Origin of the sequence: Pseudomonas sp. RAC1, from assembly GCF_030658255.1 — a bacterium.
Taxonomy (GTDB): Bacteria; Pseudomonadota; Gammaproteobacteria; order Pseudomonadales; family Pseudomonadaceae; genus Aquipseudomonas; species Aquipseudomonas boreofloridensis.
Genome location: NZ_JAUTXS020000021.1, coordinates 68,921 through 91,582, shown reverse-complemented (window position 1 = coordinate 91,582; position 22,662 = coordinate 68,921). Strand labels below are relative to the sequence as shown.

The window sequence follows — 22,662 nt, the reverse complement described above, 5'->3', positions numbered from 1 at the left end:
AGATGAGCTGCGCCCCAAATGTTGGACACACCTCTACGTTCGGGACGCAGTTCAAACACGTGTGGGAGCGGCCTTGTGTCGCGATCGGGCGCGAAGCGGCCGCAAATCTGGCTACCGAGATCTTCCTGAAAGTCCGCAGTGGCTGATTTCACGGCCGCTTCGCGCCCGATCGCGACACAAGGCCGCTCCCACACGTGTTTGAACTGCGTCCCGAACGTAGAGGTGTGTCCAACATTTGGGGCGCAGCTCATCTTCACGATATCAGGCCAGTTCCTCGGCCTGATCCTCCCGCACGATCGCCTTCTCCACATCCCGCCGACTGATGTACTTCCAGTCCGATTCGTCGATGTAGATCCCGTTCGGCCCGCTGCCGCCCTCCAGGTCGATCGCCACGTGGGCCGACACCTGCGGCTTCACGCTTGCCAGGATCGGCACGAAGCCCAACTGCTGGCTGGTCTCCAACAGCGCCGCCTGGTTGCGTTCGTCGATGTCCGCCGCTTCGTCGAGGTAGTACGGCAGGCGGATGCGGCTGGCCAGGTCGCGATCCATCAGGTGCAGCAACAGGTACATGTTGGTCAGCGCCTTGATGGTCATGGTGGTGCCGTTGGAGGCGGCGCCGTCGATGTCGGCGTGGATCACCGGCTGACTGTTGATCTTGGTGATCTCGAAGGCCAGTTCGAACAGGTCCTTCAGGCCCAACTGGTTATGGTTGGCCGCCACCAGGCGCGCCAGGTACTCCTTGGCCTCTTCGTTCTTGTTGTCCTGCTCGGCGTTCTGCGTGAGGTCGAACACCGACAGGGTCTCGCCTTCCTCGTACTGGCCGGCGCTGTGGATGATCTGGTCGATGTGCTTGAGCGCTTCCTTGTTCGGCGCCAGCACCACGCGGAAGCTCTCCAGGTTCGACACCTGGCGGCGGTTGATCTCGCGGTTGAACAGGGCCAGTTGGTGCTCGAGGCTGTCATAGTCGCTGCGGATGTTGCGCAAGGTCCGGGCGATGTCGGTGACGGCGGCGCGGCGGGCCTTGGCCAGGGTCAGCGCTTCCTCGGTGCGGTGCGAATAGGCGTTGATCAACAGCGACAGGCGGCGCTCCATGTCGTCTTCGCTGTCGAACTTGGCCACGCCCTTGAGGCGTACCTGGGCATACAGCGCCTCGATCTGGTTGTCCACGCGCTGCAAGGCCTGCCAGCTGTCCTGGTAGTCGTTGAGCAGCGGCAGCAGGTTGTCCATCGAGTCGTCCACCGGCTCCATGAACGGCGTGCCGAACGGCAGGTCGGCCGGCAGCAGTTGGCGGCGACGCAGGGCGTCGTCCAGGGTGCGCTGCTTGGCTTCCATGTCGGCGATCTGGCGGCCGACCAGTTGCAGCTTGGCCGACAGTTGCTGGACGCGCTCGGTAAACGCGTCGCTGGAGCGCTTGAGCTCGTCCTGGGCCGCTTCGAACTGGGCTAGCTGTTCGAGCTTCTCCGGCTCTTCTGCGCTCAGCGTCTCGCTGCGGCGGAAGTCTTCCAGGGCCTTCTGCGCGTCCAGCACCTGCTGGTACAGCGCCTCGGTCTGGGCCTTGCTCGCGGCGCGATCCAGGGCCACGGCCTGCTGGGTCTTGAGCTGGCGCAGCTCTTTTTCCAGGCGCTCCTTCTGATCGCGCAGGGCGGCGCGGTCGGCCAGGGCCTGCAGCGCCGGCGGCTCGATGTGCGACAGGTCGATGGACAGCCCCGGCACCTCGAAACGTTCGCCCTTGAAGCGGTCGAGCACCTGTTCCAGGGTGCTCACCCACTGATCGCCGTCGTCCACCTCGATGCCGCGCTCGCCCAGCGGCAGGCTGAACAGCGCGCCGTTGAACAGGCGCATCAGGCGGTCGACGTCCTGCTGCGAGAATTCCTCGCGCAGGCGCGCATAGCTGTTGTTGTCGGCGTGCTCGAGCTGCTGCTTGACGGCCTTGAGGCGTTTTTCCAGGTCGCGCACGCGCTCGTCGAGGTCTTCGGCGGAGAACTGGCGCGACTGCGCCAGGGCGCCGGCCAGTTCGTCGTGGGCGTCCTTGGCCGCCAGCAGTTGCTGCTCCAGCACCTTGACGTCATCGACCAGGGCGAAGCGGTGCTTGAGCACCGACAGCTCGCCAAGCCAGCGCTGGATGCCGGTGATCTCCCGCTCCAGGCGCATCAGCTCCTGGGTGCCGCCGCGCTGGTCGTTCTGCAGGGCGTCCTGCTCGGCCCGGTAGTGCTCGGCCTGGATCACCAGTTCGTCCTTGCGCGCGGCCGCGTAGTCCTGCCAGGTGCCGAGCAGGCTGTCGAGCAGCGGCGAGAGGCGGTGCAGCTTGCCGCGCAGAATGTCGCGCTGGGCCACGCCACCGGCCAGGGCCTCGACCAGCGGACCGGCCGCGACCAGCGCGTTGTAGTCCTGCTCCATGCGTCGCACGTCGCGGAAGGCTTCTTCGCACGCCGCGATGTAGTCGACACTGCCCGAGCGCAGGCTGTGCTCGAAGGCGTCGAGGAACAGTTGCTTGAGCTTGGCGGCGGTGATCTCGCGCATGTGCAGCAGGTTGATGAACAGCGCGCGGAAGGTCTTCAGGCTCTGTTCGCTGGTCGAGCGCAGCGGAATCAGGGTCAGGTCCAGCGGCACCGAGGTGTGTCCGCCCACCAGCAGCCGGCGCAGTTCGTCCGGCTTGAGCTCGTAGGCCTTCAGGCCATTGCGCTCCAGGTTGGTGAACAGCTCCTTCTGGCGCAGGCAGGTGTCGTCTTTCTGGTAATGGGCCAGGTCCAGCTCACCCTGGTAGGCAAAGAACTGGTGACCGAAACCGCCGCCGGGTCCACGGCCGACCACGCCGATCACGTGCGGGCCGTGGGGCAGGTTCAGTTCGCAGAGGATATAGCTGGTGTCGCTGGCGAAGTAGAACCGCCGCGACTGCTCCAGGCTGTACTTGCCGAAGGCCATGTCCGACATGCGCGCCAGAATCGGGAATTGCAGCGCGTTGATCGATGCCGATTTACCCAGGTTGTTGGCGCCGTACACCGACAGCGGGTGCTCCAGCGGGAACAGGCCGAGGCTGTAGCCGGCGGTGTTGAGCAGTGCGAAGCGGCGAATGCCGTAGCGTTCCTGGCTCATGCGTCAATCTCCTGTTGCTCTTCGCGGATGGCACGGGCCAGGGCGTCTTCTTCGGACTCCTCGCCGTCGAACGGCGTCAGGTCCAGCGGGTCGTCGGTGCGGTGCAGTTCTTCGGGCGTTTCTTCCTCGATCAGCACCGGTGTCGGCAACGGCAGGTCGCTGTGCAGGGTGGCGGCCAGGTCGCGGTCCTGCTGGACTGACAGGCACACGTCGAGGAAACGGTGCATCGGCGGCAGGAAGCGGTAGATGCCACCTTCCTCGAAGGCGAAGCCCAATTGCGTCATGCGCCGCAGGATTTTCTCTTCGAGCTCCTCGACCGTCTGTACCTCGGCCTGCAGGAACAGGTCGCGGTACTTCTCCAGCAGCGAGGGCAACTCGTCGCGGCCGATGCTGCCGCCGTCGAGGACGGCGATCGGGTCGCGGCCCTGGTCGGCCAGGTGCTCGACCAGGATGAAGGTGAACAGTGCCAGGCGTTGGGCGGTCTTGTTCACCTGCGCGGCGGCCTGTTCGGGGACGAAGTAGTAGAAGCCGCGGGTGTCGCACACCAGTTCGAAGCCCAAGGCCTTGAACAGGCTGCGGTAGGCATCCTGGAAGTTCGACAACTGGGCGTACAGTTCCGGGTCGCGGCGGCTGATGTGGAAGCCCTTGAACAGCTCGCGGAAGATCGGCGCGAGCTGGGACAGTTCGGAAAGATCAAGATGCATGGACGGGACTCGCGGTGGATTCGGTGGCGGCCGGCGAGGGCTCGCGGCTGGAGGTCAGGGCGAAGGAGCGCAGGCTGACCACGTGTTCGCGGGTGAGGTAGTCCTGGCGCTCCAGGCGCGCGCGGTTGAAGCGCTTTTCACGCGACAGGCGCGAGAACCAGTACAGCAGTTCGTCGGTGGCGCCTTCGGGCTCCTGCTCCAGCAACCAGACCATCAGGTCGGGCAGCGGCAGGGCGTCTTCGCAGCGTTCGAGCATTTCCTTGACCGTGCGTGGCGCGCGCGGCAGCGGGCCTTTGTCGGTCCTGTGCGCCTTGGGGAAGCGCGCCGGCTTGGGCTCGAAGCGGGCCAGCGCATACACATAGGCTTCGACCTGGCTGGCGCTGCCAAGGAAGGTGCTCTGCGGTCGGGTGAACAGCGGCATGGCCGCCTGTGGCACGGCATCCAGGCCTTTCTTGCGGATCACCGACAGGGCCAGCGCGGCGCCGCGGGTCACGGCGTTGTGCCGACGGGCTTCCTCGCGCAGCGGCAGCAGCAGTTCACGGGCATGGCGCAGGGTGAGCTGGGCGCTGGTCTGCATCTCGAGGATGCGCGCGTGGGTGCGCAACAGCATGTCGTCGTCGACCAGATGACCCAGGCGCGCCTGCTCGCCGAGCAGGCGCAGCAGCACGGTCTCGACCTTGCGTACGCCCTGCTCGAAGGCGCCGTCGGCATTGACCAACTGGATCATCGGCTCGACGTATTCGTCCCAGGTCGCCAGCACTTCGGCGTAGCGCTGGCGCAGGGGGATCTGGCGGTTGCTGGTCTTGGCCCGTTCGGCCACGGCCACCAGCGCCTGCTCGTCGTTATCGAGCTTCTTCAGCACGTCGCGCACGCGCATGTCGAGCAGGCGCAGTTGGCGCGCCAGGTCGTCGCTGTCGCGGTTGTCGAAGGCGTCCTGGATATGCCCGGCCAGACGCTCGAGGTGGCGCAGGTAGGCTTCGATCTCCAGGCACAGGCCCAGGCGGTGCTCGCGGCGCAGGTAGGCGAGAAAATCGTGGATCTGCGCGTTGAGCTCGAAGCGGTTCGGGCTCTTGGCCACCGGGACCAGGATGTCCAGGCGGATCCACACGTCGAGCAGTTGGGTGATGTCCTGCGCGGTGCTCTCCACCTGCTGGCGGGCCAGTTGCTGGCGCAGCTCGACCAGGCTCAGGGTGCCCTGGTCGAAACGCTCGCACAGCGGCTCGATCAAGGCCCAGTGTTCGGCTAGGGCGCGCAGGACGCGCTTGGGTTCGATCATTGGCGGGTCGACTCGTTGCCAAATAAAAGCGGCGATTGTACTGCATCAGGGGGGCAGGGTTTCACCCCTTGGTCCGGGTTTTGCCCGGTCTGGGTGGCCTGGTCGCGGATGAACCCGCGCCTGGGCGGTGCGCGCGGCCTCGGAAGCGGGATTGGCTCGGAAAATTTCCGCCAACGGCGTTAGAATGCCCGACCGCCACCCAACCCTCCGGAACCTGAGCCGTGCTGACCGAGCCCCGCCGCCGCGCCTACCTGTCCGCCATGCAAGTGGTGCACTGGCTGCCGCGCGCCGAACTGCCGTTCGCGGCGCCTTCGCGGCCCGAGTTGCTGCTGCCGGTGGCGCCGGTGGAGACACCGGACTTCGAGGTGCAGCCGGCGCGCCCGGCAGCCGCCACTCAGTCCGAGGCCGTGCCGGTCGCCGGCCAGGTGCGTCAGATCGAGCGGCCGAAGATCGAGATTCCGCGCCCAGGCAGCACGCCCAAACCGGCCGCCCCGGTGGCCGAGCGCGAGCCGGAGGCGCCCAAGGTCGCAAGGCCCGCGCCGGTGCCGCCGCCGCGCTTCGCCTTGCAACTGCTGCGCGCGGGCAAGTGCCTGCTGTTGGTGGAGTTGGCCACCGGGCAGCCGTTCCAGAGCCGCGACCCGTCCTATCTGCTGCTCAAGGACATGCTGCGCGCTGCCGGCCTGCCCGACGCCCCGCAGATCGTCGGCGAGCCGGTGCGTTGGCCGCTGCTGTTGCGCAGCACCATGGACCAGGGCCCGGAGGCGGCGCGCGACTTCGTCCAGGGCTTTGTCCAGGCGCGCCTGGAGGAAGTCCCCAGCCACTGTGTGTGGTTGGTCGGCCTGCCGGCCATACGCTTCGCCGCCGCTGCCGACGAGCAGGCGTACTACCAGATGCTCACGGTCGAGGGCCTGGGCGAGGTCTGGGCACTGCCGGGTCTTGAACTGTTGATGGACGAGCCGCCGCGCAAGGCGCTCGTCTGGAAAGCCATGCGCCAGCTGATGGCGCGCTGGAAGAGCGTTGAATGAGTGACTCGATCAGTTTCCGCCCGATGACCGAGGCGGATCTGGATGCCGTACTGAAGATCGAATATGCCGCCTTCAGTCATCCCTGGACCCGCGGCATCTTTCAGGATGCGCTCAAGTCCTACGAAGTGTGGTTGATGTTCGACGGCCAGCAGCAGGTGGGACACGGGGTGATCAACGTGATCATCGACGAAGCGCACCTGCTCAACATCACCGTCAAGCCGGAGAACCAGGGGCGCGGACTGGGCCTGCGCCTGCTCCAGCACCTGATGGCACGGGCCTGGCAGCTCAATGGCCGGGAATGCTTCCTGGAAGTGCGCGCCAGCAACCAGTCGGCCTATCGGTTGTACGAGCGTTATGGCTTCAACGAAATCGGCCGGCGCCGGGACTACTACCCGGCGCCGGGCGGACGCGAAGATGCGCTGGTGATGGCCTGCACCTTGCTCGAGGACTGACGCGGGCTAAAGCTCCACTTCGGCCGGCTTGCGCAAATCGCGCAGGCTGCGCGTCACGCTCCCGGTGTTGCACTTGGCGGCGGCCTGTGCCGGCGTCATGTCGCGGATGCTGCGGTAGAACAGCTCGCAGGTCTGCTTCTTCTGCGTCACTTGCCACTTGGTCGCACAGGCCTCCAGCGTCGCCTTGGCATCGGCGTTAGGATTGCGCCCCATTCCGGCCTGCCAGCAGGCGGCGGTCAGATCCTGGCCCATCATCTTCAGCCCCGCCGCGTCGGCCTTGTCCTGATCGCCGCCGGTGTTGTTCTTGTCCGCTGCATACCAGATCGCACTGGGGTGGTTGGCGCCGAGCACCGGCACCTGGCTGTCGGCCTGCGGGCTGATGCTGACCAGCCCCAGCACGTTCACCTTAGGCCCGTACTGCTGCTGGATCCAGCTGCGCACCGGGGCGCCGAAGGCCACCATCGGCAGCGGCTGGGCGCCCTGGCGCAGGGTCATCTGCTTGACCATGCGCGTCTGGTAGTCGCTGAAGTAGCTGTAGGTACCCTCCAGGTCCTTGCCGGCGCTGGCGGGCGCGGCAATCGGGGCGATGTCGACGATGGTCTGGTAGGCCGGGGTCTGGCTGGCGTCGATGCCGTTGAAGGTGAGCAACTGTGCCCAACGGTCGGTGGTGTTCGAGCGCAGGTAGTCCTGGGCCTGGGTGAGCGAGTAATCCGGTGGGAAATGCAGCAGCTCGATGCTGCGGCGGTTCTCCAGGGCCATGCCCAGCGGCAGGAACAGGTACCAGTCGTAGGCCCATTTGCCGTCCTTGTTCAGACGGGTGGCGCCCTGATAGGCCAGCTCGCCACTGTCGAGCAACTGGCGCAGCGGCTCGGCGTAGCTCGGTGGGACATCGCTGATGAGGGCTTGCACATGGTCGTCGCTGTTTCGACTGACCTGAACCTGGGCGTTGGCGTAGCCGTCGCGACGCACGCTTTGGGTCAGGTAGTGCTCGACGGTCTGCTCCAGAGTCCAGTCGCGAAAGCAGATCACATGGCAATTATTGGGAAAGGCGAACAGGCGGGTGACCCGCTGCGCATCGCCCAGGTCGATGCGCGCATCGGCCTGGACCAGGCCGCTGAAGGCGAGGGCGGCCAGGGCCGATACAGCCAGCTTGTGCATGCGTAACTCCTTGTCGGTGGCCGCCGGGGCCGGCGGGCTGTCCATAATAAGGCGCTACGCTTGCAAACATCATGTCTCGACGCGTGAGCCGCCTGTTTTGCAGGGGCGGCGATGGCCGCTTGGGTGCAGCGTATGCAGGCCATCCCGTCTGATTCAGTCGTGTTCAGACTGCTTTGGCTTCACCAGTGTGCGTAGGGGCTTGGGTGAAAGTTGCGTTTCTCGAATGACACGCCCCGTGGCGCCATCAATCTTGTACACCGTCCTGTCAACCAGCAAGAACATACTCTTGCTATCGACCAAGATCAGATGTCCCGTCAATCTTGTTGACGTGCTTGTGATGACCGTCACTGTACTGTCGAGACCCTGGGAGGCCTCCAGGCCGGTGTATTTTGCAAAGTCGTCCAGACCATTCTTCAATCCCCGCTGCACGCCTATGGCCGGTGCCATGAAGGCTGTGAACAGGGTGATTCCAATCCATGTGGAGAGCCCTAATACAACCGGGAAGGGTAGTCGCTTGGTGACCAAAGACACGAAGATCGCGGCTATCACAATGAATGCCAGTGCCACGAGCGCAGGGCCGATGATTGGCACGCTATTCGCTGCACTCATCGCGCCCGACCATGCACTGACGTACCCATATAACAGTAGGGTCGGTATACCCAAGGCAATCTCGTTGATATCGATACCGAATCTGTCGTACGAGCCGATCAGCGTCGAATAACCATACACCAGCAGACCACCTTGAATGCTCCAAGCACCCGTAGCCACAAGTTTGAACGCGAGGTCAGTATTGGCTTTTGTAACTTTTGACTGATCAAGCGCTTGCGGTGGTTGTTCGGCGGCATGTGTAGAGATGGTCAACGGCGTCAGCCATTCAACTTTGAGCGTTTTATTCCTGTTCCAAAACACTGCACTGTCCTTAGTGGGAAATTGAGGAGCGCACGATACCTGGCCGCTTATTTGTGAACCAAACGGAAATGATGATCGAGCGACAGCACGTGGTTGACCGTGGCCGCGGCGGGCGTGCGCTGAAGAAGCTGAAGAAATCGCAGGCAAAGAAAAAGGGCTTACCTTGCGGTAAGCCCTTTTCAGGTTTGGTGGCTACACAGGGACTTGAACCCCGGACCCCAGCATTATGAATGCTATGCTCTAACCAACTGAGCTATGTAGCCAATGGCGCGCATTATTCTCTTGTGATGCCCCTGTGTCAACACTCATTTCAAAAAAAATTCACACGGTTTCAGACGCTTAGCCGTGCACCTCACCTCAATGGACGATCAGCGCCTGGCCGAGCAAGGGGTAGGCCCGCAGTTGCTGGCCGGCGATCAGCGCATCCAGCGTATTGCTGGCAGGGTCCAGCGCAAAATCGCCACTGATTCGGCGTTGCCCGATCTGCGCGTCCAGCACCCACACCCGCATACCCCGATAACCGGCCAGCGCCTCCAGCACCTGCTGCAAAGGCAGGTCGCGGGCGATCAAGCGACCGTCGCGCCACGCCTGAAGGCTGCGGGTGTCGACTTTTTCCACCGCCTCCAGATGCCCCGAATCGAACCGCACGCGCTCGCCGGCCGAGAGCAGGCGCTGGTCGCCGCCCTGGCGGATCAGGGCCTTGCCGTTGAGCACCACCAGCTCGTCGTGATCGCCGTAGCGGCTGAGCCTCAGGCGCGTGGCGAAGACCTGGATCGACACATCGTCCACCTGGACTTCCAGCGCGCGCCCATCGAGGTTGACCTCCAGATCCACCAAGCCCTGCACCAGTTGCAACTGTCGGGTGCGACCGCGCAAGTCCACGTTCATCGCGCTGGCACCGTCCAAGTGCAGGGTGGAGCCATCGGCCAGACGCACGCTGCGCCGCTCGCCAGCACTGGTGTGCAGTTCGCTGCCCAGGCGCTGCATCAGTGGCCAGTAGACAAAGGCCAGTGCGGCCAGCAGCAGCAGGAACAGCGCGCCGAGCAGGCTGCCCCAGTGGCTGCGGCGCAGCGCCAGCGGTCGTGGACGCGGCCGCCCGGCCGGGGTCGGCACTGAGCCAGGACGGTGCTGCAGGGCGGCAAAGGCGCGAGCGTTTTCCGGGTCCTGGCACCACTGGGCGAAGGCCTTGCGCTGCTGCGCGTGACTGCCGGGGCGGCTCAGCAGGGCCAGCCACTGCAGCGCTTCTTGGTGGGGATCAGGGTCGAACCGCGCGGCTGGCATCGGGCTCATGGTATCGGTCGGCTCGCGAAGCGGGCAGGGTGCCCGGAACTGAGGGAAGGGAGCGAAAGATGCTAATTGTAGTGAGAACCATTTACAAGTACGCATCGGATGGATGGCACCCCGCTGGCAAATTAGGGGTGGCTTCGTATCGAGATGTTTCTAATAATCGGAGCCCAACCAGAGCACGGATGTCGAGCCCATGGCCATCAGCAGTACCCCGAGCAGCCCCGCGATCCCCAGCGCTACGCCGACCTCCGGCAGCAGTCCGCTGGTGATGCGGATCATCACGTTCTGCGCGCTGGCGCACCTGATCAATGACCTGATCCAGTCGGTCCTGCCGGCCATCTATCCGATGCTCAAGGCCAACTACGACCTGAGCTTCGCCCAAATCGGCCTGATCACCTTGACCTTCCAGGTGACCGCCTCGCTGCTGCAGCCCTGGGTCGGCTTCTACACCGACAAACGCCCTACGCCGAACCTGTTGCCGATGGGCACCCTGTGCACCCTGGTGGGGATCGTCATGCTCGCCTTCGTCGACAGCTTTGCGATGATCCTCCTGGCCTCGGCGCTGGTGGGCATCGGCTCGTCGACCTTCCACCCGGAGACCTCGCGCATCGCCCGGCTGGCGTCGGGTGGGCGCTTCGGCCTGGCGCAGTCGACCTTCCAGGTAGGCGGCAATGCCGGCTCCGCATTCGGCCCATTGCTGGCAGCGGCCATCGTCATTCCGTTTGGCCAGACCCATGTGGCCTGGTTCGGTCTGGCAGCCCTGTTCTTCTTCGGCGTGACCCTGGTGCTGCGGCGCTGGTACAAGGACCACCTGAACCAGTACAAGGCGCGCAAGGGCGGCGTCGCCAGCCATGGGCTGTCGCGTCGACGCGTGCTGGCGGCGCTGGTGGTGCTGGGCCTGCTGGTGTTCTCCAAGTACTTCTACATGGCCAGTTTCACCAGCTACTTCACCTTCTATCTGATCGAGAAGTTCGGTCTGTCGGTGGCCAGTTCGCAATTGCACCTGTTCCTGTTCCTCGGCGCCGTAGCCGCTGGCACCTTCTTCGGCGGGCCGATCGGTGACCGCATCGGGCGCAAGGCGGTGATCTGGTTCTCGATTCTGGGGGTGGCGCCATTCACCCTGGCGCTGCCGTATGCCGATCTGTTCTGGACCACCGTGCTGAGCCTGGTGATCGGTTTCATCCTGGCCTCGGCGTTTTCCGCGATCGTGGTGTACGCGCAGGAACTGGTGCCGGGTAACGTGGGCATGATCGCCGGGATCTTCTTCGGCCTGATGTTCGGCTTCGGCGGCATCGGCGCGGCGCTGCTCGGCTACCTGGCCGACCTGCGCGGCATTGAGTACGTGTACGGATTGTGCTCGTTCCTGCCGTTGTTCGGCTTGCTGGCGGTATTCTTGCCATCGACCGGGAAGCGTTGAGCCGGGGCCGCTAAGCGGTCCAATCGCGGCACAAGGCCGCGCCCACAAAGTCCGCGTAAAGCCGTAGACATGGGGCTGCGCGGAACTTGTGGGAGTGGCCTTGTGCCGCGATGGGCTGCGCAGCAGCCCCAATGCCACCACTACAGATCTTGAGTGAACAGCATCATGGCGCTGCCTGGGCGTTGACGGATCGGATGGCCCTGGCCTAGAGTCCGACCCCCTCATCTTTTTGCAGCGAACCTCGCAATGCGCCGCACCCGTAGCCTCAGCCCCTGCTGCCAGCCTGTCGCCCCGACAGCGCGCCGCGCGTGGCCGAGCGACACGGTGCTCAAGCGTCGACGCAGCGTGCTGTTCGCCTTCACCTTCTCCCCGCACCTCGCCTCGAGCTGATCCAGGCCTGCGTCTGCCGTGTGTTCTCGACACGGCCGTGGGCGCCTGCGTTTGTCGATCCTTCGGTGGGGTGGAAAAGTACATGAACATGCGTTTGCTGGCGGGCCTGTTGTTCGCCGTGTCGGTGGTGGGCTTCAGCCTGGGGGCCAGCCTGCCGCTGGTGTCGTTGCGTCTGCACCAGGCCGGGGCGGGCACCCTGGAAATCGGCATGGTCTCGGCGATTCCTGCCGCCGGGATGATGCTCTCGGCCTTCATGGTCGATGCCTGCTGTCGGCACTTCAACCGGCGCACCCTCTACCTGCTGTGCTTCAGCCTGTGCGCCTTGAGCATCGGTTTGCTGGAATGGGCTTTCGACAGGCTCTGGCTGCTGGCGCTGCTGCGCCTGGCTTTGGGGATCGGCATGGGCATCGCCATCATTCTCGGCGAGTCGTGGGTCAATGCGCTGTGCGCGGAGCACAACCGCGGCAAGATCATGGCGCTGTACGCCACCAGTTTCACCGGCTTTCAGGTGCTCGGCCCGGCGCTGCTGGCGTTGCTCGGGCCGAACAGCCCATGGATCACCGCCGTGGTCACCGCCGGTTACGGCCTGGCCCTGCTGTGCATTGTGTTCAGCGTGCCGAACGACTGCGTCGAGCATGACGAGGAGGACGCGCGCAGCTTCACCCTGGCGGGGTTCTTCCGCGTCGCACCGGCACTGTGCGTAGCGGTGCTGTTTTTTTCGTTCTTCGACGCCGTGGTGCTCTCCTTGCTGCCGGTCTACGCCACCAGCCACGGCTTTGCCGTGGGCGTGGCGGCGCTGATGGTGACGGTGGTGTTCGCCGGCGACATGCTCTTCCAGCTGCCGCTGGGCTGGCTGGCCGATCGGGTCGAGCGTACCGGGCTGCACCTGCTGTGCGGCCTGGTGGCCATGGCCATCGGCATCGCCTTGCCCTGGCTGCTGAACCTGACCTGGCTATTGTGGCCGCTGCTGGTGCTACTTGGCGCAGTGGCCGGCGGCATCTACACCCTGGCGCTGGTGCTGATCGGCCAGCGCTTCAAAGGACGCGACCTGGTCACCGCCAACGCCAGCGTCGGGCTGCTGTGGGGCGCCGGTAGCCTGGTCGGTCCGTTGCTCAGCGGGGCGGCGATGGATGTCGCGCCCCACGGCCTGCCCATGGCCCTGGCGCTGATGGCCGGGCTGTTCGTGTGCTTCGCCCGCCAGGCGTATCGGCACGTTCAGCGGGTGTCAGTCCAGGCGGGCTAGGCCTCAGAAGCTGCCGCGCAAGGTGACCGAGACGTTGCGTGGGTCACCCCAGTAGTAGCCAGTCGGCGTCGGCGCCACCTGACGGTAGTAGCGGCGGTCGAACAGGTTGTTGGCGTTGACCTGCAGCGAGTACTGATCGTTGAAGCGGTAGTTGACCATGGCGTTGTACACCGCGTAGCCCGACTGGCTGGCCACCGCATTGCCGCTGCGGTTGTAGATGTCGCTCTGCGCCTGCACCCCACCGCCAACGGTCCACGCCTCCCATTCGCCTGGCAGGCGATAGCTGGTGAACAGGCGCAGCAGACGCTTGGGGTCGGTGGTGCGAATGGCGTTGCCGGTGTTGCCGGTGGTGTCCTTGAGGTATTCGGTGGTGTTGTAGGTGTAGCCGCCACTGACGTTCCAGCCCGGCAGCACTTCGCCGGAAATCTCCAGCTCGAAGCCCTGGCTACGGTTCTTGCCGGCCGCCACCTTGCAGTAGCCGCTGGTGTAGTTCGGCGGGCAGGGGTTGGGGCCGCTGATGTCGTCCAGCGGGTTGCCGACTTGGTAGATACGGAAGAACGCCAGCGAGGTGTTCAGTCGGCCGTCGTAGAACTCGCCCTTGATGCCCGTCTCGTAGGCTTCGCCGGTGACCGGTGCGAGCACCGAGCCGCTGGCGTTGGTGGCAGTCTGCGGGTTGAAGATTTCGGTGTAGCTGGCGTAGGTGCTGAAGGTGTCGTTGAGGTCGTAGATCAGCGCGGCGTAGGGCACCAGCTTGTTGTCGACGCTGAATGTGCCGTTGGAGCGGGTGTTGTTTTCCTGCTCGTAGTCATACCAGTTGCTGCGCGCGCCGATGATGGCAGTGAGCGGGTCGGCCAGGGAAATGCGCCAGGTGGCGTACGCACCTTCCTGGGTGGTGCGGGTGCGCACCGGGTGCGCGGTGATGTCGATCGGTGGATTGGCCAGGCTGCGCTTGGGGTCCCAGGTGCGGATATCGAACAGTCCCGACTGCACGAAATTGGTTGCCGAGGCGTAGGAATCGTTACGAATGCGCTCGACCCCGACCATCAGTTCATGGCGGCGACCGAACAGGTCGAATGGCCCGTTGAGGGTGGCGCTGAGATTGTTCTGCAGGCTTTCTCCGCCATCGCCCTCTGTGACCTGGTAGCGCATCAGGTAGGGGTTGTTGGTGGAATTGGCGGTGCCGGTGGCGCGGGTGAAGTAGGTCTGCTTGAAACCGTCGTCGGCCAGTTGGAAATGGGTGCGCTGGGCCATCAGCTTGAGCGTCCAGTCGTTGTCGAAGCGGTGTTCGAGTTCGGCGAAGCTTTGCAGGTTGCTGCGGTTCCAGCGGTTCCAGTCGGCGCCCAGGTAGGTGCTGCGGCCCAGCGGCAGGGGCGAGCCGTCGTAGTCGGCCGGCAGGTTGCCCCAGGCCCCGGTGGCATCGAGCTGGGTCCATTCAAGACCGGTGGTCAGGGTGGTGCTGTCGCTGAGGTCGAAGGCCAGCGCGCCATACAGCACGTCCTTGCGCTCCTGGCGCGAGCGCTGGAAGTGGTCCTTGTCGTCGTGCACGGCGATGATCCGGCCGCGGACATTGCCAGTGTCGGTCAGCGGGCCGGAAACGTCGGCCACATAGCGTTGGGCGTTCCAGGTGCCAAGGGTGAGGCTGCCGCTGCCCTGGTAGTCGTAGGTCGGCCGCTTGCGCACCAGGTTCACCGTGCCCGACGGGTTGCCCGAGCCGCGCAGCATGCCGGTGGCCCCGCGCAGGATCTCGGCACGGTCGATGATCGCGGCATCGCTCTGGATGAAAGAGCCGCCACCGCTGCTCTGCACCACGGTGGCGCCATCGTACTGGATGGCGTCGATGGAGTAGCCGCGTGAGTAGTACTGCACCCGCTCACTGTCGGTGAGGTTGACCACCACGCCGGGCGTCTGCTCCAGCAGGTTGGTCAGGTTGGTGATCTGCTGGTCGTCGATGCGCTGACGGGTGACCACGGTGACCGACTGCGGTGTGCGGCGGATGCTCTGCGGGGTTTTGCCGATGGTCACCGCACCGGTGGTGTAGGAGCCGGTGTGTTCGGTGGTTTCGCCCAGCAGGTCGCTGGAGATGCTGGTGGCGCCCAGTTGCAGGGCATCGCCGACGTCCAGCGCCGGCATCAGGATGAAGCTGTTCGCGCTTTGCTGCTGGGCCTGTACGTCGCTGCCCTGCAACAGGATCGACAGGGCCTGGGCGCTGTCATGGCGGCCCTGCACGCCGCCGGTGGTCTTGCCCGCGAGGCTGGCGGCATCGAACGAGAGGTTCAGCCCGCCTTGGCGCGCCAGTTGTTCCAGCGCTGCGGCCAAGGGCCCCGGAGCAATGTTCCAGGAAAGCTGCTGACGTTGGTCGGCCGGCGCGGCCACGGCTTGGACACAAAGGCCGCTGCCGGCCAGGCCCAGGCCGAAGGCGGCGGCGTGGATGGCACGGCGCAGTCCAGTGGAGGAGGGGGAACACGGGCGAATCATGGAGCGCTCCTGAAGTCGGGGTGAGCCACGTATGGGCTTGATTCCTTCAGGCCGGACGAGAATGAGATTCCACCTCATTTATTTTTGGCCAAGTGTGTCACACGTTACGGATCGACACCCAATACCGCGTCCGATAATCGACACGCACCGGCAGCGTGTTGGCGATCAGATACAGAATCTGATCGGTGTCGGCCAACTGATAGGTGCCCGACACCTCGAGCCCGGCCACTTGCGGGGCGCAGCGGATGAACCCTGGTCGATAGCGTGACAACTCCGTCACGAAGGCACCGAGCGGCATCTTCTGCACGCTCAGCACGCCCTCGGTCCAGCCCCACGGATCACCCTGCAACTGGGCCGCCTCGACCCCGCCTGCAGGACTGACGTTCAGCACTTCACCCGGCCCCACGCGCCGCGACTGAGCGGACGCCGGGAACAGCTGCACCTCGCCGCTGCGCACGGCCAGCAGCAGGCCGGCGTCATGCTCGCGCAGCAGGAGATGGCCATCGCGGGTGTTCAGCTCGCCGACCGGCGTCTGAATATGGAAGGGGCGCTTATCGTCGGCCTGGCTGGCCAGGCTGACCTCACCCCGGATCAGCGTCAGCAACCGTTGGTTGGCGCTGTAGCGCAGGTCGATGGCGCTGGCGGTATTGAGTTGCAGGCGGCTGCCGTCGCTGCCCCGCAGGTCGCGGCGCTCGCCCGTGGCGGTGCGGCTGTCGGCCATCAGCGCGGGCAGGCCCAACGGCTCGCGCAGGCCCCAGGCCGCGCCCGTGCATACCGCCAGGCCTGCCAGCAGCTTGAGCGTGTCGCGCCGGGCCAACCGCTGGCGCTGGCTGTGGTCGAGGGTGCGCCGGCTCAGGGCCGAGGGCAGACCCGCCAATTCCTCGCCCATGCGGCTGACTCGTTGCCAGGCCAGAGCGTTGAGCGGATGACGCTGCAGCCAGCCCTGGAACTGCCGTTCAAGCCGTGCATTCGGCTCGTCGAAGCGCAGCTTGACCAGCCAGGCAATGGCCTCGTCCACCTGCGCCTGGGCTGGTGACTGCTCAGTGTTCGGCATAGTGCACCCGGTAGCAGGCGGCCAAGGCCTTGGCCAGGTCGCGTTCGACCGTGGCCCTCGACACCTTCAGGTGTGCGGCGATCCGGGCGATGCTCAGACCGTCGAGCTGGGCCAGCAAAAAGGCCTCCCGCGTTCGCGGCTTGAGCTGATGCAGGGCGCGATCCAGGCGCTCGAGGGTGTCGAGGATCACCAGACGGTGTTCCTCGCTCGGCACCTCGCCTTCCGGCACGCCGGCCAAACTTTGCTGATAGGCACGCTCCAGGGCGCGGCGGCGGTACTGGTCGATCATCAGGCCGCGGGCGACGCTGCTCAGATACGCGCGCGGTTCCTTGAGCGGCGAAACGTTGCGCGCACGCAGCAGGCGCACGAAGGTGTCCTGGGCCAGGTCGGCGGCATGCTCCCGGCAACCGACCCGCGCCTGCAGCCAGCCACGTAGCCAGGCGTTGTGGGTCTGGTAGAGCTGATCGATGTCGGCAGACGCGAGCGTGTCGTTGAGCGGCATCAGACGGCGGTCCTGGAGGGGAAGAGGGTGGAAGTACGATTGTTAATGGTTCTCAATTCTAGGCGCGTGACGATCTGCCAGCAATGGCGCAGTGCGAATTCGCCGGGCAGGATTCGGCGATACGCTGAGCCGCGCGTGGTCTACCCTGTGGGCTTCGTCTCTGCGCCACCGGTAGCCGCCCCATGATCCACGCCGACCTTTCGCCCCAGGCTTTCGAGCAGGCCCGCGCGTTTCTCAGCGACCTGGACCCGGACTGGGCTCGGCTCGTTGCCCGCGTCGGCCACTGCCTGCACCGCGCCAAACCCGCACGGGAACCCTTCGAGGCGTTGGTGCGCGCGGTGGCCTACCAGCAATTGCACGCCCGGGCCGCCGAGGCGATTCTCGGCCGGCTGCTGGCGCTGTACCCGAATCAACGCTTCCCCGCGCCCGAGCAACTGCTCGCGACCGATCCGCAGCTACTGCGCGATTGCGGGCTCTCGGCGCGCAAGCTGGCGACCATCCTGGGCATCGCCCAGGCCCGCCTGGACGGGCAAGTACCGACGTTGCAGCAAGCGCGGACGATGGCCGACGCTGCGCTGGTCGAGCGCCTGGTGAGCCTGCACGGTGTCGGCCGCTGGACCGTGGAAATGCTGCTGATCTACAGCCTTGAGCGCTCGGACATCCTGCCGGTGGATGACTTCGGCATACGCGAGGGGTACCGTCGCCTGAAGGGGCTGGAGCGCGCGCCGACGCCTGCGCAGATGCGCGTGTTGGGCGAGCCGTGGCGTCCGTATCGAACCGTGGCAGCCTGGTATCTCTGGCGTGCCTGACAATAACCGAGCAAGAAGCGGAGTGCTCGCCTGAGCGGCGCCTGTCACCGTTGCAGCCAATTCCGTCAGAGGCGTCGATCATGTCTGTCATTCCCTACTGCACCGATGCTCAGCGCTGGCAGGCCGTACAGACCCGTGACCCTGCCGCGCGTGGCCACTTCGTGTATGCCGTGCGCAGCACCGGCATCCATTGCCATCCCGGTTGTCCCTCGCGCCTGGCCAAGCGCGAAAATATCGAGTTCTTCAGCGACACCGTCGCCGCCCAGGCGGCGGGCTACCGGCCTTGCAAGCGCTGCATGGCCAAGAGCGGCGAACCCGAGACCCGGCGCACCACGCTGGTGGCTCGAGCCTGCCGCCTGATCGAGTCCAGCGACAGCGCCGTGCCACTCGCGCAGTTGGCTGGGCAACTGGCGGTCAGTCCCTTCCATCTGCATCGCCTGTTCAAGGCCGAAACCGGCCTCACGCCCAAGGCCTACGCCACGGCGTTTCGGGCCAGGCGACTGCGCGATGGGTTGGAGCAAGCGGGCAGCATCACCGAGGCGATCTTCGCGGCCGGCTTCAATTCCAACAGCCGGTTCTACGCCGACGCCGACCAGCGCCTGGGCATGCGCGCCCGTGACTACCGGGCCGGTGGCGCCGGAGCGTGCATTCGCTTCGCGCTGGGCCAGTGTTTTCTGGGGGCGATCCTGGTAGCGCAGAGCGAGCGGGGCATTTGCGCCATCGCGCTGGGCGATGACCCGCAGGTGCTGCTCGAACACTTGCAGGATCAGTTTCCCAAGGCCGAACTGATCGGTGGCGACAGCGCGTTCGAGCGTCTGGTGGCCGAGGTGGTGGGCTTCGTCGAACAGCCGTCGCTGGGCTTGCGTCTGCCCTTGGACGTACAGGGCACGGCCTTCCAGGAGCGGGTCTGGCAAGCCCTGCGCGAGGTGCCGGCCGGCACCCAGGTGAGCTACAGCGATATCGCCGAGCGCATCGGCGCGCCCAAGGCGGTGCGTGCGGTCGCCCTGGCCTGTGCGGCCAATCGCATCGCTGTGGCCATTCCCTGCCATCGGGTGGTGCGCCGCGATGGCGATCTGAGCGGCTATCGCTGGGGCGTGGCGCGCAAACGTGCACTGCTGAAACGAGAAACGGTGCTCACCTGAGCGCGGAGGCAGCGTAGAATTCTTCGCCTATCGATTTGCATAGAGGGGAAGTCGATGAGGCATGTCAGCCTTGAGCGTTTTTATGCAGTGATCTTGGCTTTGTTGTTGTGCGTAGCGACGCCGGCCTGGTCGGCACCCGGCGATGCCCCGGCGAGCCTGGCGGCCGCCGAGCAGCAGACCCTGGACGAACACGCCAGCCTGCAGGATTTGAGCGACCGGCTCGACCAGATCCGCCAGGGCGTTACCACCAACGCCAACGACGATGTGCTGTCGCAACTGCGCCAGTCGGCCTTGCAGGTGCAGCGCCAGGCCGATGCCCTGGCCACCCAGCGCACCGCCGACGTCGCCCGTCTGGACGATCAGCTCAACGTACTCGGCCCGGTGCAGCCGGACGAGCCCGACAGCCTGACCCGCCAGCGCCAGCAACTGGACAAGCAGAAGAAGGCGCTGGTCGGCGAACAGACCGAGGCCACCCAACTGACCCAGTCGGCCCGCGACCTGTCCACGCAGATCGTCAACCTGCGCCGCAGCCTGTTCAACTCGCAGATCAGCAGCCGTGCGGCCAGCCCGCTGAGCCCGGCGTTCTGGTCGAGCTTCATTCGCCCCACCGATGAAGACGTGTCGCGCCTGCGCGACCTGCGCGGCGAAGCGGCCGATGCCGTGGCCACGGCGTTCAATGCCGAGCACCGCTGGTGGTTCATCACCTCGCTGGTGGCGGCGATTCTGGTCTGGACCCTGGTGCGCCGCGTGCTCGAACGGTTGTTGGCCGACGCCATGATCCGCTGGCTGCCCGAAGGCCGGTTGCGTCGCAGTGCCCTGGCCCTGAGCGTGGCCCTGGCCACCTTGGCGACCATTTCCGGGTCGGTGTCGCTGCTGCGCTGGGGCCTGGAAAGCAGCGCCGAGCTGGGCGCGGACCTGGCCAGCCTGACCAACCATATCCTCACCCTGGTGGTGTTCAGCGCCTTCATTTCCGGCCTGGGCCGCGCCATGCTGATGCTGCAACGGCCGTCGTGGCGCTTGCCGCCGATCCCCGACGAGGTGGCCGAAGCGTTGGCCTGGTTCCCGCAAGTGCTGGCCCTGACCCTGGTGCTGCTGCTGACCCAGGAGCGCATCAACAGCGTGATCGGCACCAGCCTGGCGCTGACCCTGGCCACCAACGGCCTGACCGCGCTGGTGGTGTCGCTGCTGTTCGTCGCGGCGCTGGTGCGCTACCGCCGCACCCGACGCCAGCACGGCCTGGAGCGCCCCGCCGGCCTGGCCGGGCTGATTCCGTTCGTGGTGGTGCTGTGGGTCATTGCGATTCTGGCGTCTCTGCTCGCCGGCTACCTGACCCTGGCCTACTTCCTCACCGCCAAGCTGCTGTGGATCAGCGTGGTGGCGGTGTGCGCCTACCTGCTGGTCACGGTGTTCGGCGACCTCTGCGAAACCCTGCTGTCGCCACGTCAACCCGGCGGCGCGGCCCTGGCCTCGGCGCTCGGCCTGCAGCACCGCCATCAGGCCCAGGCCAGCACCTTGCTGGGCGGGCTGGGGCGCACGGTGATGCTGTTCATCGCCGCACTGCTGGCGTTCATGCCCTCGGGCACCAGCCCCAGCGAGCTGCTGCTGAGCCTGGCCGACTGGGACGGCAGCGGCGGCAAGCTGCTGGGCAATTTGAACATCGTGCCCCAGGACATCTTCCTGGCCCTGGCGATCTTCCTCGGCGGCCTGTTCGGCTTGCGCGTGCTCAAGCGCTGGCTGAGCGAGCGGCTGCTGCCGGAAACCGACATGGACGCCGGCATGCGCGCCTCGCTGGTGACCCTGGTCGGTTACCTGGGCTTCCTGTTCCTGGCCATGCTGGTGATGTCGACCCTGCACATCAACCTGACCAGCCTCACCTGGGTGGTCAGTGCGCTGTCGGTGGGTATCGGTTTCGGCCTGCAACAGATCGTGCAGAACTTCATCTCCGGCTTGATCCTGCTCACCGAGCGACCGGTGAAGGTCGGCGACTGGGTCAGCCTGGCCGGCGTCGAGGGCGATATCCGGCGCATCAATGTGCGCGCCACCGAGATCCAGATGTCCGATCGCTCGACGGTGATCGTGCCCAACTCGCAGTTCATTTCCCAGAACGTGCGCAACGTCACCATGGCCAACGCGCTGGGTGTGGTCGGCGTGACACTGACCCTGCCGCTGGACACCGATGCCGGGCGGGTGCGCGAGTTGCTGCTGCAAGCGTTCAAGGAACATGAAGGCATTCTCGATGCCCCGGCGCCGTCGGTGACCTTCAAGGATTTGACCGCCAGCGGCATGCTGATCAGCGCCAGCGGCTACGTGGCCAGCCCCCGCCAGGTGGGGGGGGCGCGCAGTGACCTGCTGTTCACCATTCTCGGCCGCCTGCGCGATGAAGGCATTGCGCTGTCTTCGCCGCAGAGTATGGTGCTGCTGCAAGATGCCCAAAAGCCTTCTGAGGAACCGACGACATGACGCTCGACGCACATCAGCAAAGCCTGACCCTGGCCACCGATTACCTGGCCGAAGTGCGCAAGCGCCTGGGCGAAGACGAAGCCGAGCAGTTCGCCCGCGCCCATGGCGCTTCGCCTGAAGATCTGCAGCGCCTGGTGCAACGCTACCCACAGTGCCCGCCGGCGCTGATCGCCTTGCTGCAGCAGGTGGACGGCACCCATTGGCGCGAATATCCGGGCGGCGAAATCGCCGTACCGATCCTCGGTTCCGATGTGGTGGAGTACCCGTACTACCTGCGCTCGGTGGCGCAGATCCTCGAGGACAGCGAGGCCGCGCCGACCAGCATCGCGCAGATCTATGAGGAATATCTGGACGAAGACCCCGAGTTGCTCGGAGCCGGTATCGATGCTCATGCGCCGCTCAATCGACGGTTGTGCTTCGCCTACTGCATCAACAATGGCGGCACCTCGCAGTTGTACGTCGACTTCGACCCGGCACCGGGCGGGGTGTCGGGGCAGGTGGTGCGCTACCTGCACGACCCTGACAGCTACAAGGTGATCGCGTCTGATTTCAACGCTTACCTGCATGCGCTGTTCGAGGCCGAGTTCGACTTCATCTTCGAGGACTGAGCGACGCTAAGTGCCGTGCTCAACGGCTGCGGTTGGCGAGTGCATGCTCGGCCAACAGTCGGCCCAATTGCGCGCTCTGTGCGGCATTGAGCAACATCGCCGTGCCTGCTGCGCCCGCGTTGGCGCAGCAGAATTCGTCGAGGGTGTCCTCGATACCGCGCAGCAGTTGGATGAGATGGACGAGGCCGTCCGGGATCGGCAGGTTGGGTTGGAGGGTGAAGAGGGGATGTGGCCGAGTGGTGTCAGGAGGATCGGGGACGGTCTTTTTCATGGCTTTAATTCCGAGTTCGTCTCTAGAACCTGCCAGATGTCTTCCTCTCACAGAATCAGGTGGCAGCCGTACGCGGGGTGAGAGACCGGCGAACATCGGAATTCCGGCCAGGCCAAAGCCTGCCCGCGAACGGCTGCCATAACGCTGGCACGATGTATCGCCGGGCTCTCACACCCGGTCGCCAAATGACGACCTGGGGAAATTAGCCCTGCTTGCCATGCCCAACAACAGCGACGCTTCTGGAGCGGGCGTAGGATAGTTCCCAAGTAGTGGCACATGAAGATCCGCCCGAAGGCTTCAGAAAATTCCCACACTTGCTATCGGTAACGCCTTTAGCTATACAGCTATACATCTGCGTTACGCGGATGTACCTTTCGTTGCGGCGCC

General features: G+C 65.4%; 19 protein-coding genes and 1 tRNA gene. 9 read left to right on the top strand and 11 right to left on the bottom strand.

The window, feature by feature from the left end; genetic code table 11:
- Nucleotides 1-261: 261 nt before the first annotated feature.
- Genes mksF through mksB form a run of 3 tightly spaced genes read right to left on the bottom strand, consistent with a single transcriptional unit; the run spans nt 262 to nt 5,073 of the window.
- Nucleotides 262-3,093 (bottom strand): Mks condensin complex protein MksF, encoded by a 2,832-nt coding sequence (gene mksF / locus Q7C30_RS05030; RefSeq protein WP_116889206.1) that lies wholly within the window; start codon nt 3,091-3,093, stop codon nt 262-264.
- Entirely contained in the window at nt 3,090-3,797 is a 708-nt protein-coding gene (gene mksE, locus Q7C30_RS05025) for an Mks condensin complex protein MksE (protein WP_029614188.1), read from the bottom strand. Before mksE ends, mksF begins: the two co-directional genes overlap by 4 nt.
- On the bottom strand, nt 3,787-5,073 hold the full coding sequence (mksB, locus tag Q7C30_RS05020) for an Mks condensin complex protein MksB (RefSeq protein ID WP_295481398.1): 1,287 nt from the start codon (nt 5,071-5,073) through the stop codon (nt 3,787-3,789). Before mksB ends, mksE begins: the two co-directional genes overlap by 11 nt.
- Nucleotides 5,074-5,294: 221 nt before the next feature.
- Here mksB and Q7C30_RS05015 point away from each other — a divergent pair, with 221 nt between their 5' ends.
- Together Q7C30_RS05015 and rimI are read left to right on the top strand one after the other, a co-directional pair.
- Nucleotides 5,295-6,098 carry an energy transducer TonB gene (locus Q7C30_RS05015; protein WP_317870884.1) on the top strand — a complete coding sequence of 268 codons (804 nt, stop codon included), beginning with the start codon at nt 5,295-5,297 and terminating at the stop codon, nt 6,096-6,098.
- Entirely contained in the window at nt 6,095-6,550 is a 456-nt protein-coding gene (gene rimI, locus Q7C30_RS05010) for a ribosomal protein S18-alanine N-acetyltransferase (protein ID WP_039580275.1), read from the top strand. Before Q7C30_RS05015 ends, rimI begins: the two co-directional genes overlap by 4 nt.
- 6 nt (nt 6,551-6,556) lie before the next feature.
- Here rimI and Q7C30_RS05005 read toward each other — a convergent pair whose 3' ends face one another.
- The 4 genes from Q7C30_RS05005 to Q7C30_RS04990 all read right to left on the bottom strand — a co-directional run bounded on the left by Q7C30_RS05005 (nt 6,557) and on the right by Q7C30_RS04990 (nt 9,898).
- Nucleotides 6,557-7,708 carry a hypothetical protein gene (locus Q7C30_RS05005; RefSeq protein ID WP_317870883.1) on the bottom strand — a complete coding sequence of 384 codons (1,152 nt, stop codon included), beginning with the start codon at nt 7,706-7,708 and terminating at the stop codon, nt 6,557-6,559.
- A 153-nt stretch (nt 7,709-7,861) separates the two neighbouring features.
- Nucleotides 7,862-8,617, bottom strand: a complete 756-nt coding sequence (locus Q7C30_RS05000; RefSeq protein WP_317870882.1) for a hypothetical protein — start codon at nt 8,615-8,617, stop codon at nt 7,862-7,864.
- Between the two features lie 186 nt (nt 8,618-8,803).
- Nucleotides 8,804-8,880, bottom strand: a tRNA-Met gene (locus Q7C30_RS04995).
- Between the two features lie 94 nt (nt 8,881-8,974).
- Nucleotides 8,975-9,898: a FecR domain-containing protein gene (locus Q7C30_RS04990; RefSeq protein ID WP_317870886.1), complete on the bottom strand. Its 924-nt coding sequence runs from the start codon at nt 9,896-9,898 to the stop codon at nt 8,975-8,977.
- A gap of 199 nt (nt 9,899-10,097) precedes the next feature.
- On the opposite strand from Q7C30_RS04990, the gene Q7C30_RS04985 reads away from it, so the two are divergent.
- The 3 genes from Q7C30_RS04985 to Q7C30_RS04975 all read left to right on the top strand — a co-directional run bounded on the left by Q7C30_RS04985 (nt 10,098) and on the right by Q7C30_RS04975 (nt 12,954).
- Nucleotides 10,098-11,321: an MFS transporter gene (locus Q7C30_RS04985; protein WP_317870881.1), complete on the top strand. Its 1,224-nt coding sequence runs from the start codon at nt 10,098-10,100 to the stop codon at nt 11,319-11,321.
- A 246-nt stretch (nt 11,322-11,567) separates the two neighbouring features.
- Complete coding sequence (locus tag Q7C30_RS04980) at nt 11,568-11,711, top strand: hypothetical protein (protein WP_295481403.1); 144 nt, start codon at nt 11,568-11,570, stop codon at nt 11,709-11,711.
- 82 nt (nt 11,712-11,793) lie between these two features.
- Nucleotides 11,794-12,954 (top strand): MFS transporter, encoded by a 1,161-nt coding sequence (locus Q7C30_RS04975; RefSeq protein ID WP_317870880.1) that lies wholly within the window; start codon nt 11,794-11,796, stop codon nt 12,952-12,954.
- A gap of 3 nt (nt 12,955-12,957) precedes the next feature.
- Here Q7C30_RS04975 and Q7C30_RS04970 read toward each other — a convergent pair whose 3' ends face one another.
- From Q7C30_RS04970 to Q7C30_RS04960, 3 genes are all read right to left on the bottom strand, one after another.
- The gene (locus Q7C30_RS04970; RefSeq protein ID WP_317870879.1) at nt 12,958-15,429 is read right to left on the bottom strand and encodes a TonB-dependent siderophore receptor; all 2,472 of its coding nucleotides are present in this window, start codon (nt 15,427-15,429) and stop codon (nt 12,958-12,960) included.
- Nucleotides 15,430-15,526: 97 nt separating this feature from the next.
- Nucleotides 15,527-16,483, bottom strand: coding sequence for a FecR domain-containing protein (locus tag Q7C30_RS04965; RefSeq protein WP_317870878.1), 957 nt, complete (start codon nt 16,481-16,483; stop codon nt 15,527-15,529).
- Complete coding sequence (locus Q7C30_RS04960) at nt 16,470-16,985, bottom strand: sigma-70 family RNA polymerase sigma factor (RefSeq protein ID WP_317870877.1); 516 nt, start codon at nt 16,983-16,985, stop codon at nt 16,470-16,472. Before Q7C30_RS04960 ends, Q7C30_RS04965 begins: the two co-directional genes overlap by 14 nt.
- A gap of 182 nt (nt 16,986-17,167) precedes the next feature.
- On the opposite strand from Q7C30_RS04960, the gene Q7C30_RS04955 reads away from it, so the two are divergent.
- The 4 genes from Q7C30_RS04955 (at nt 17,168) to Q7C30_RS04940 (ending at nt 22,004) form a co-directional block, all read left to right on the top strand.
- Nucleotides 17,168-17,794, top strand: a complete 627-nt coding sequence (locus Q7C30_RS04955; protein WP_317870876.1) for a DNA-3-methyladenine glycosylase — start codon at nt 17,168-17,170, stop codon at nt 17,792-17,794.
- Nucleotides 17,795-17,874: 80 nt separating this feature from the next.
- Nucleotides 17,875-18,936, top strand: a complete 1,062-nt coding sequence (gene ada, locus Q7C30_RS04950; protein WP_317870875.1) for a bifunctional DNA-binding transcriptional regulator/O6-methylguanine-DNA methyltransferase Ada — start codon at nt 17,875-17,877, stop codon at nt 18,934-18,936.
- Between the two features lie 54 nt (nt 18,937-18,990).
- Complete coding sequence (locus tag Q7C30_RS04945; protein ID WP_295481410.1) at nt 18,991-21,396, top strand: DUF3772 domain-containing protein; 2,406 nt, start codon at nt 18,991-18,993, stop codon at nt 21,394-21,396.
- Nucleotides 21,393-22,004, top strand: coding sequence for an SMI1/KNR4 family protein (locus Q7C30_RS04940; RefSeq protein ID WP_317870874.1), 612 nt, complete (start codon nt 21,393-21,395; stop codon nt 22,002-22,004). Before Q7C30_RS04945 ends, Q7C30_RS04940 begins: the two co-directional genes overlap by 4 nt.
- 19 nt (nt 22,005-22,023) lie before the next feature.
- On the opposite strand, the gene Q7C30_RS04935 is transcribed toward Q7C30_RS04940, so the two are convergent.
- The gene (locus Q7C30_RS04935) at nt 22,024-22,275 is read right to left on the bottom strand and encodes a hypothetical protein (RefSeq protein WP_317870873.1); all 252 of its coding nucleotides are present in this window, start codon (nt 22,273-22,275) and stop codon (nt 22,024-22,026) included.
- Nucleotides 22,276-22,662: the final 387 nt, after the last annotated feature.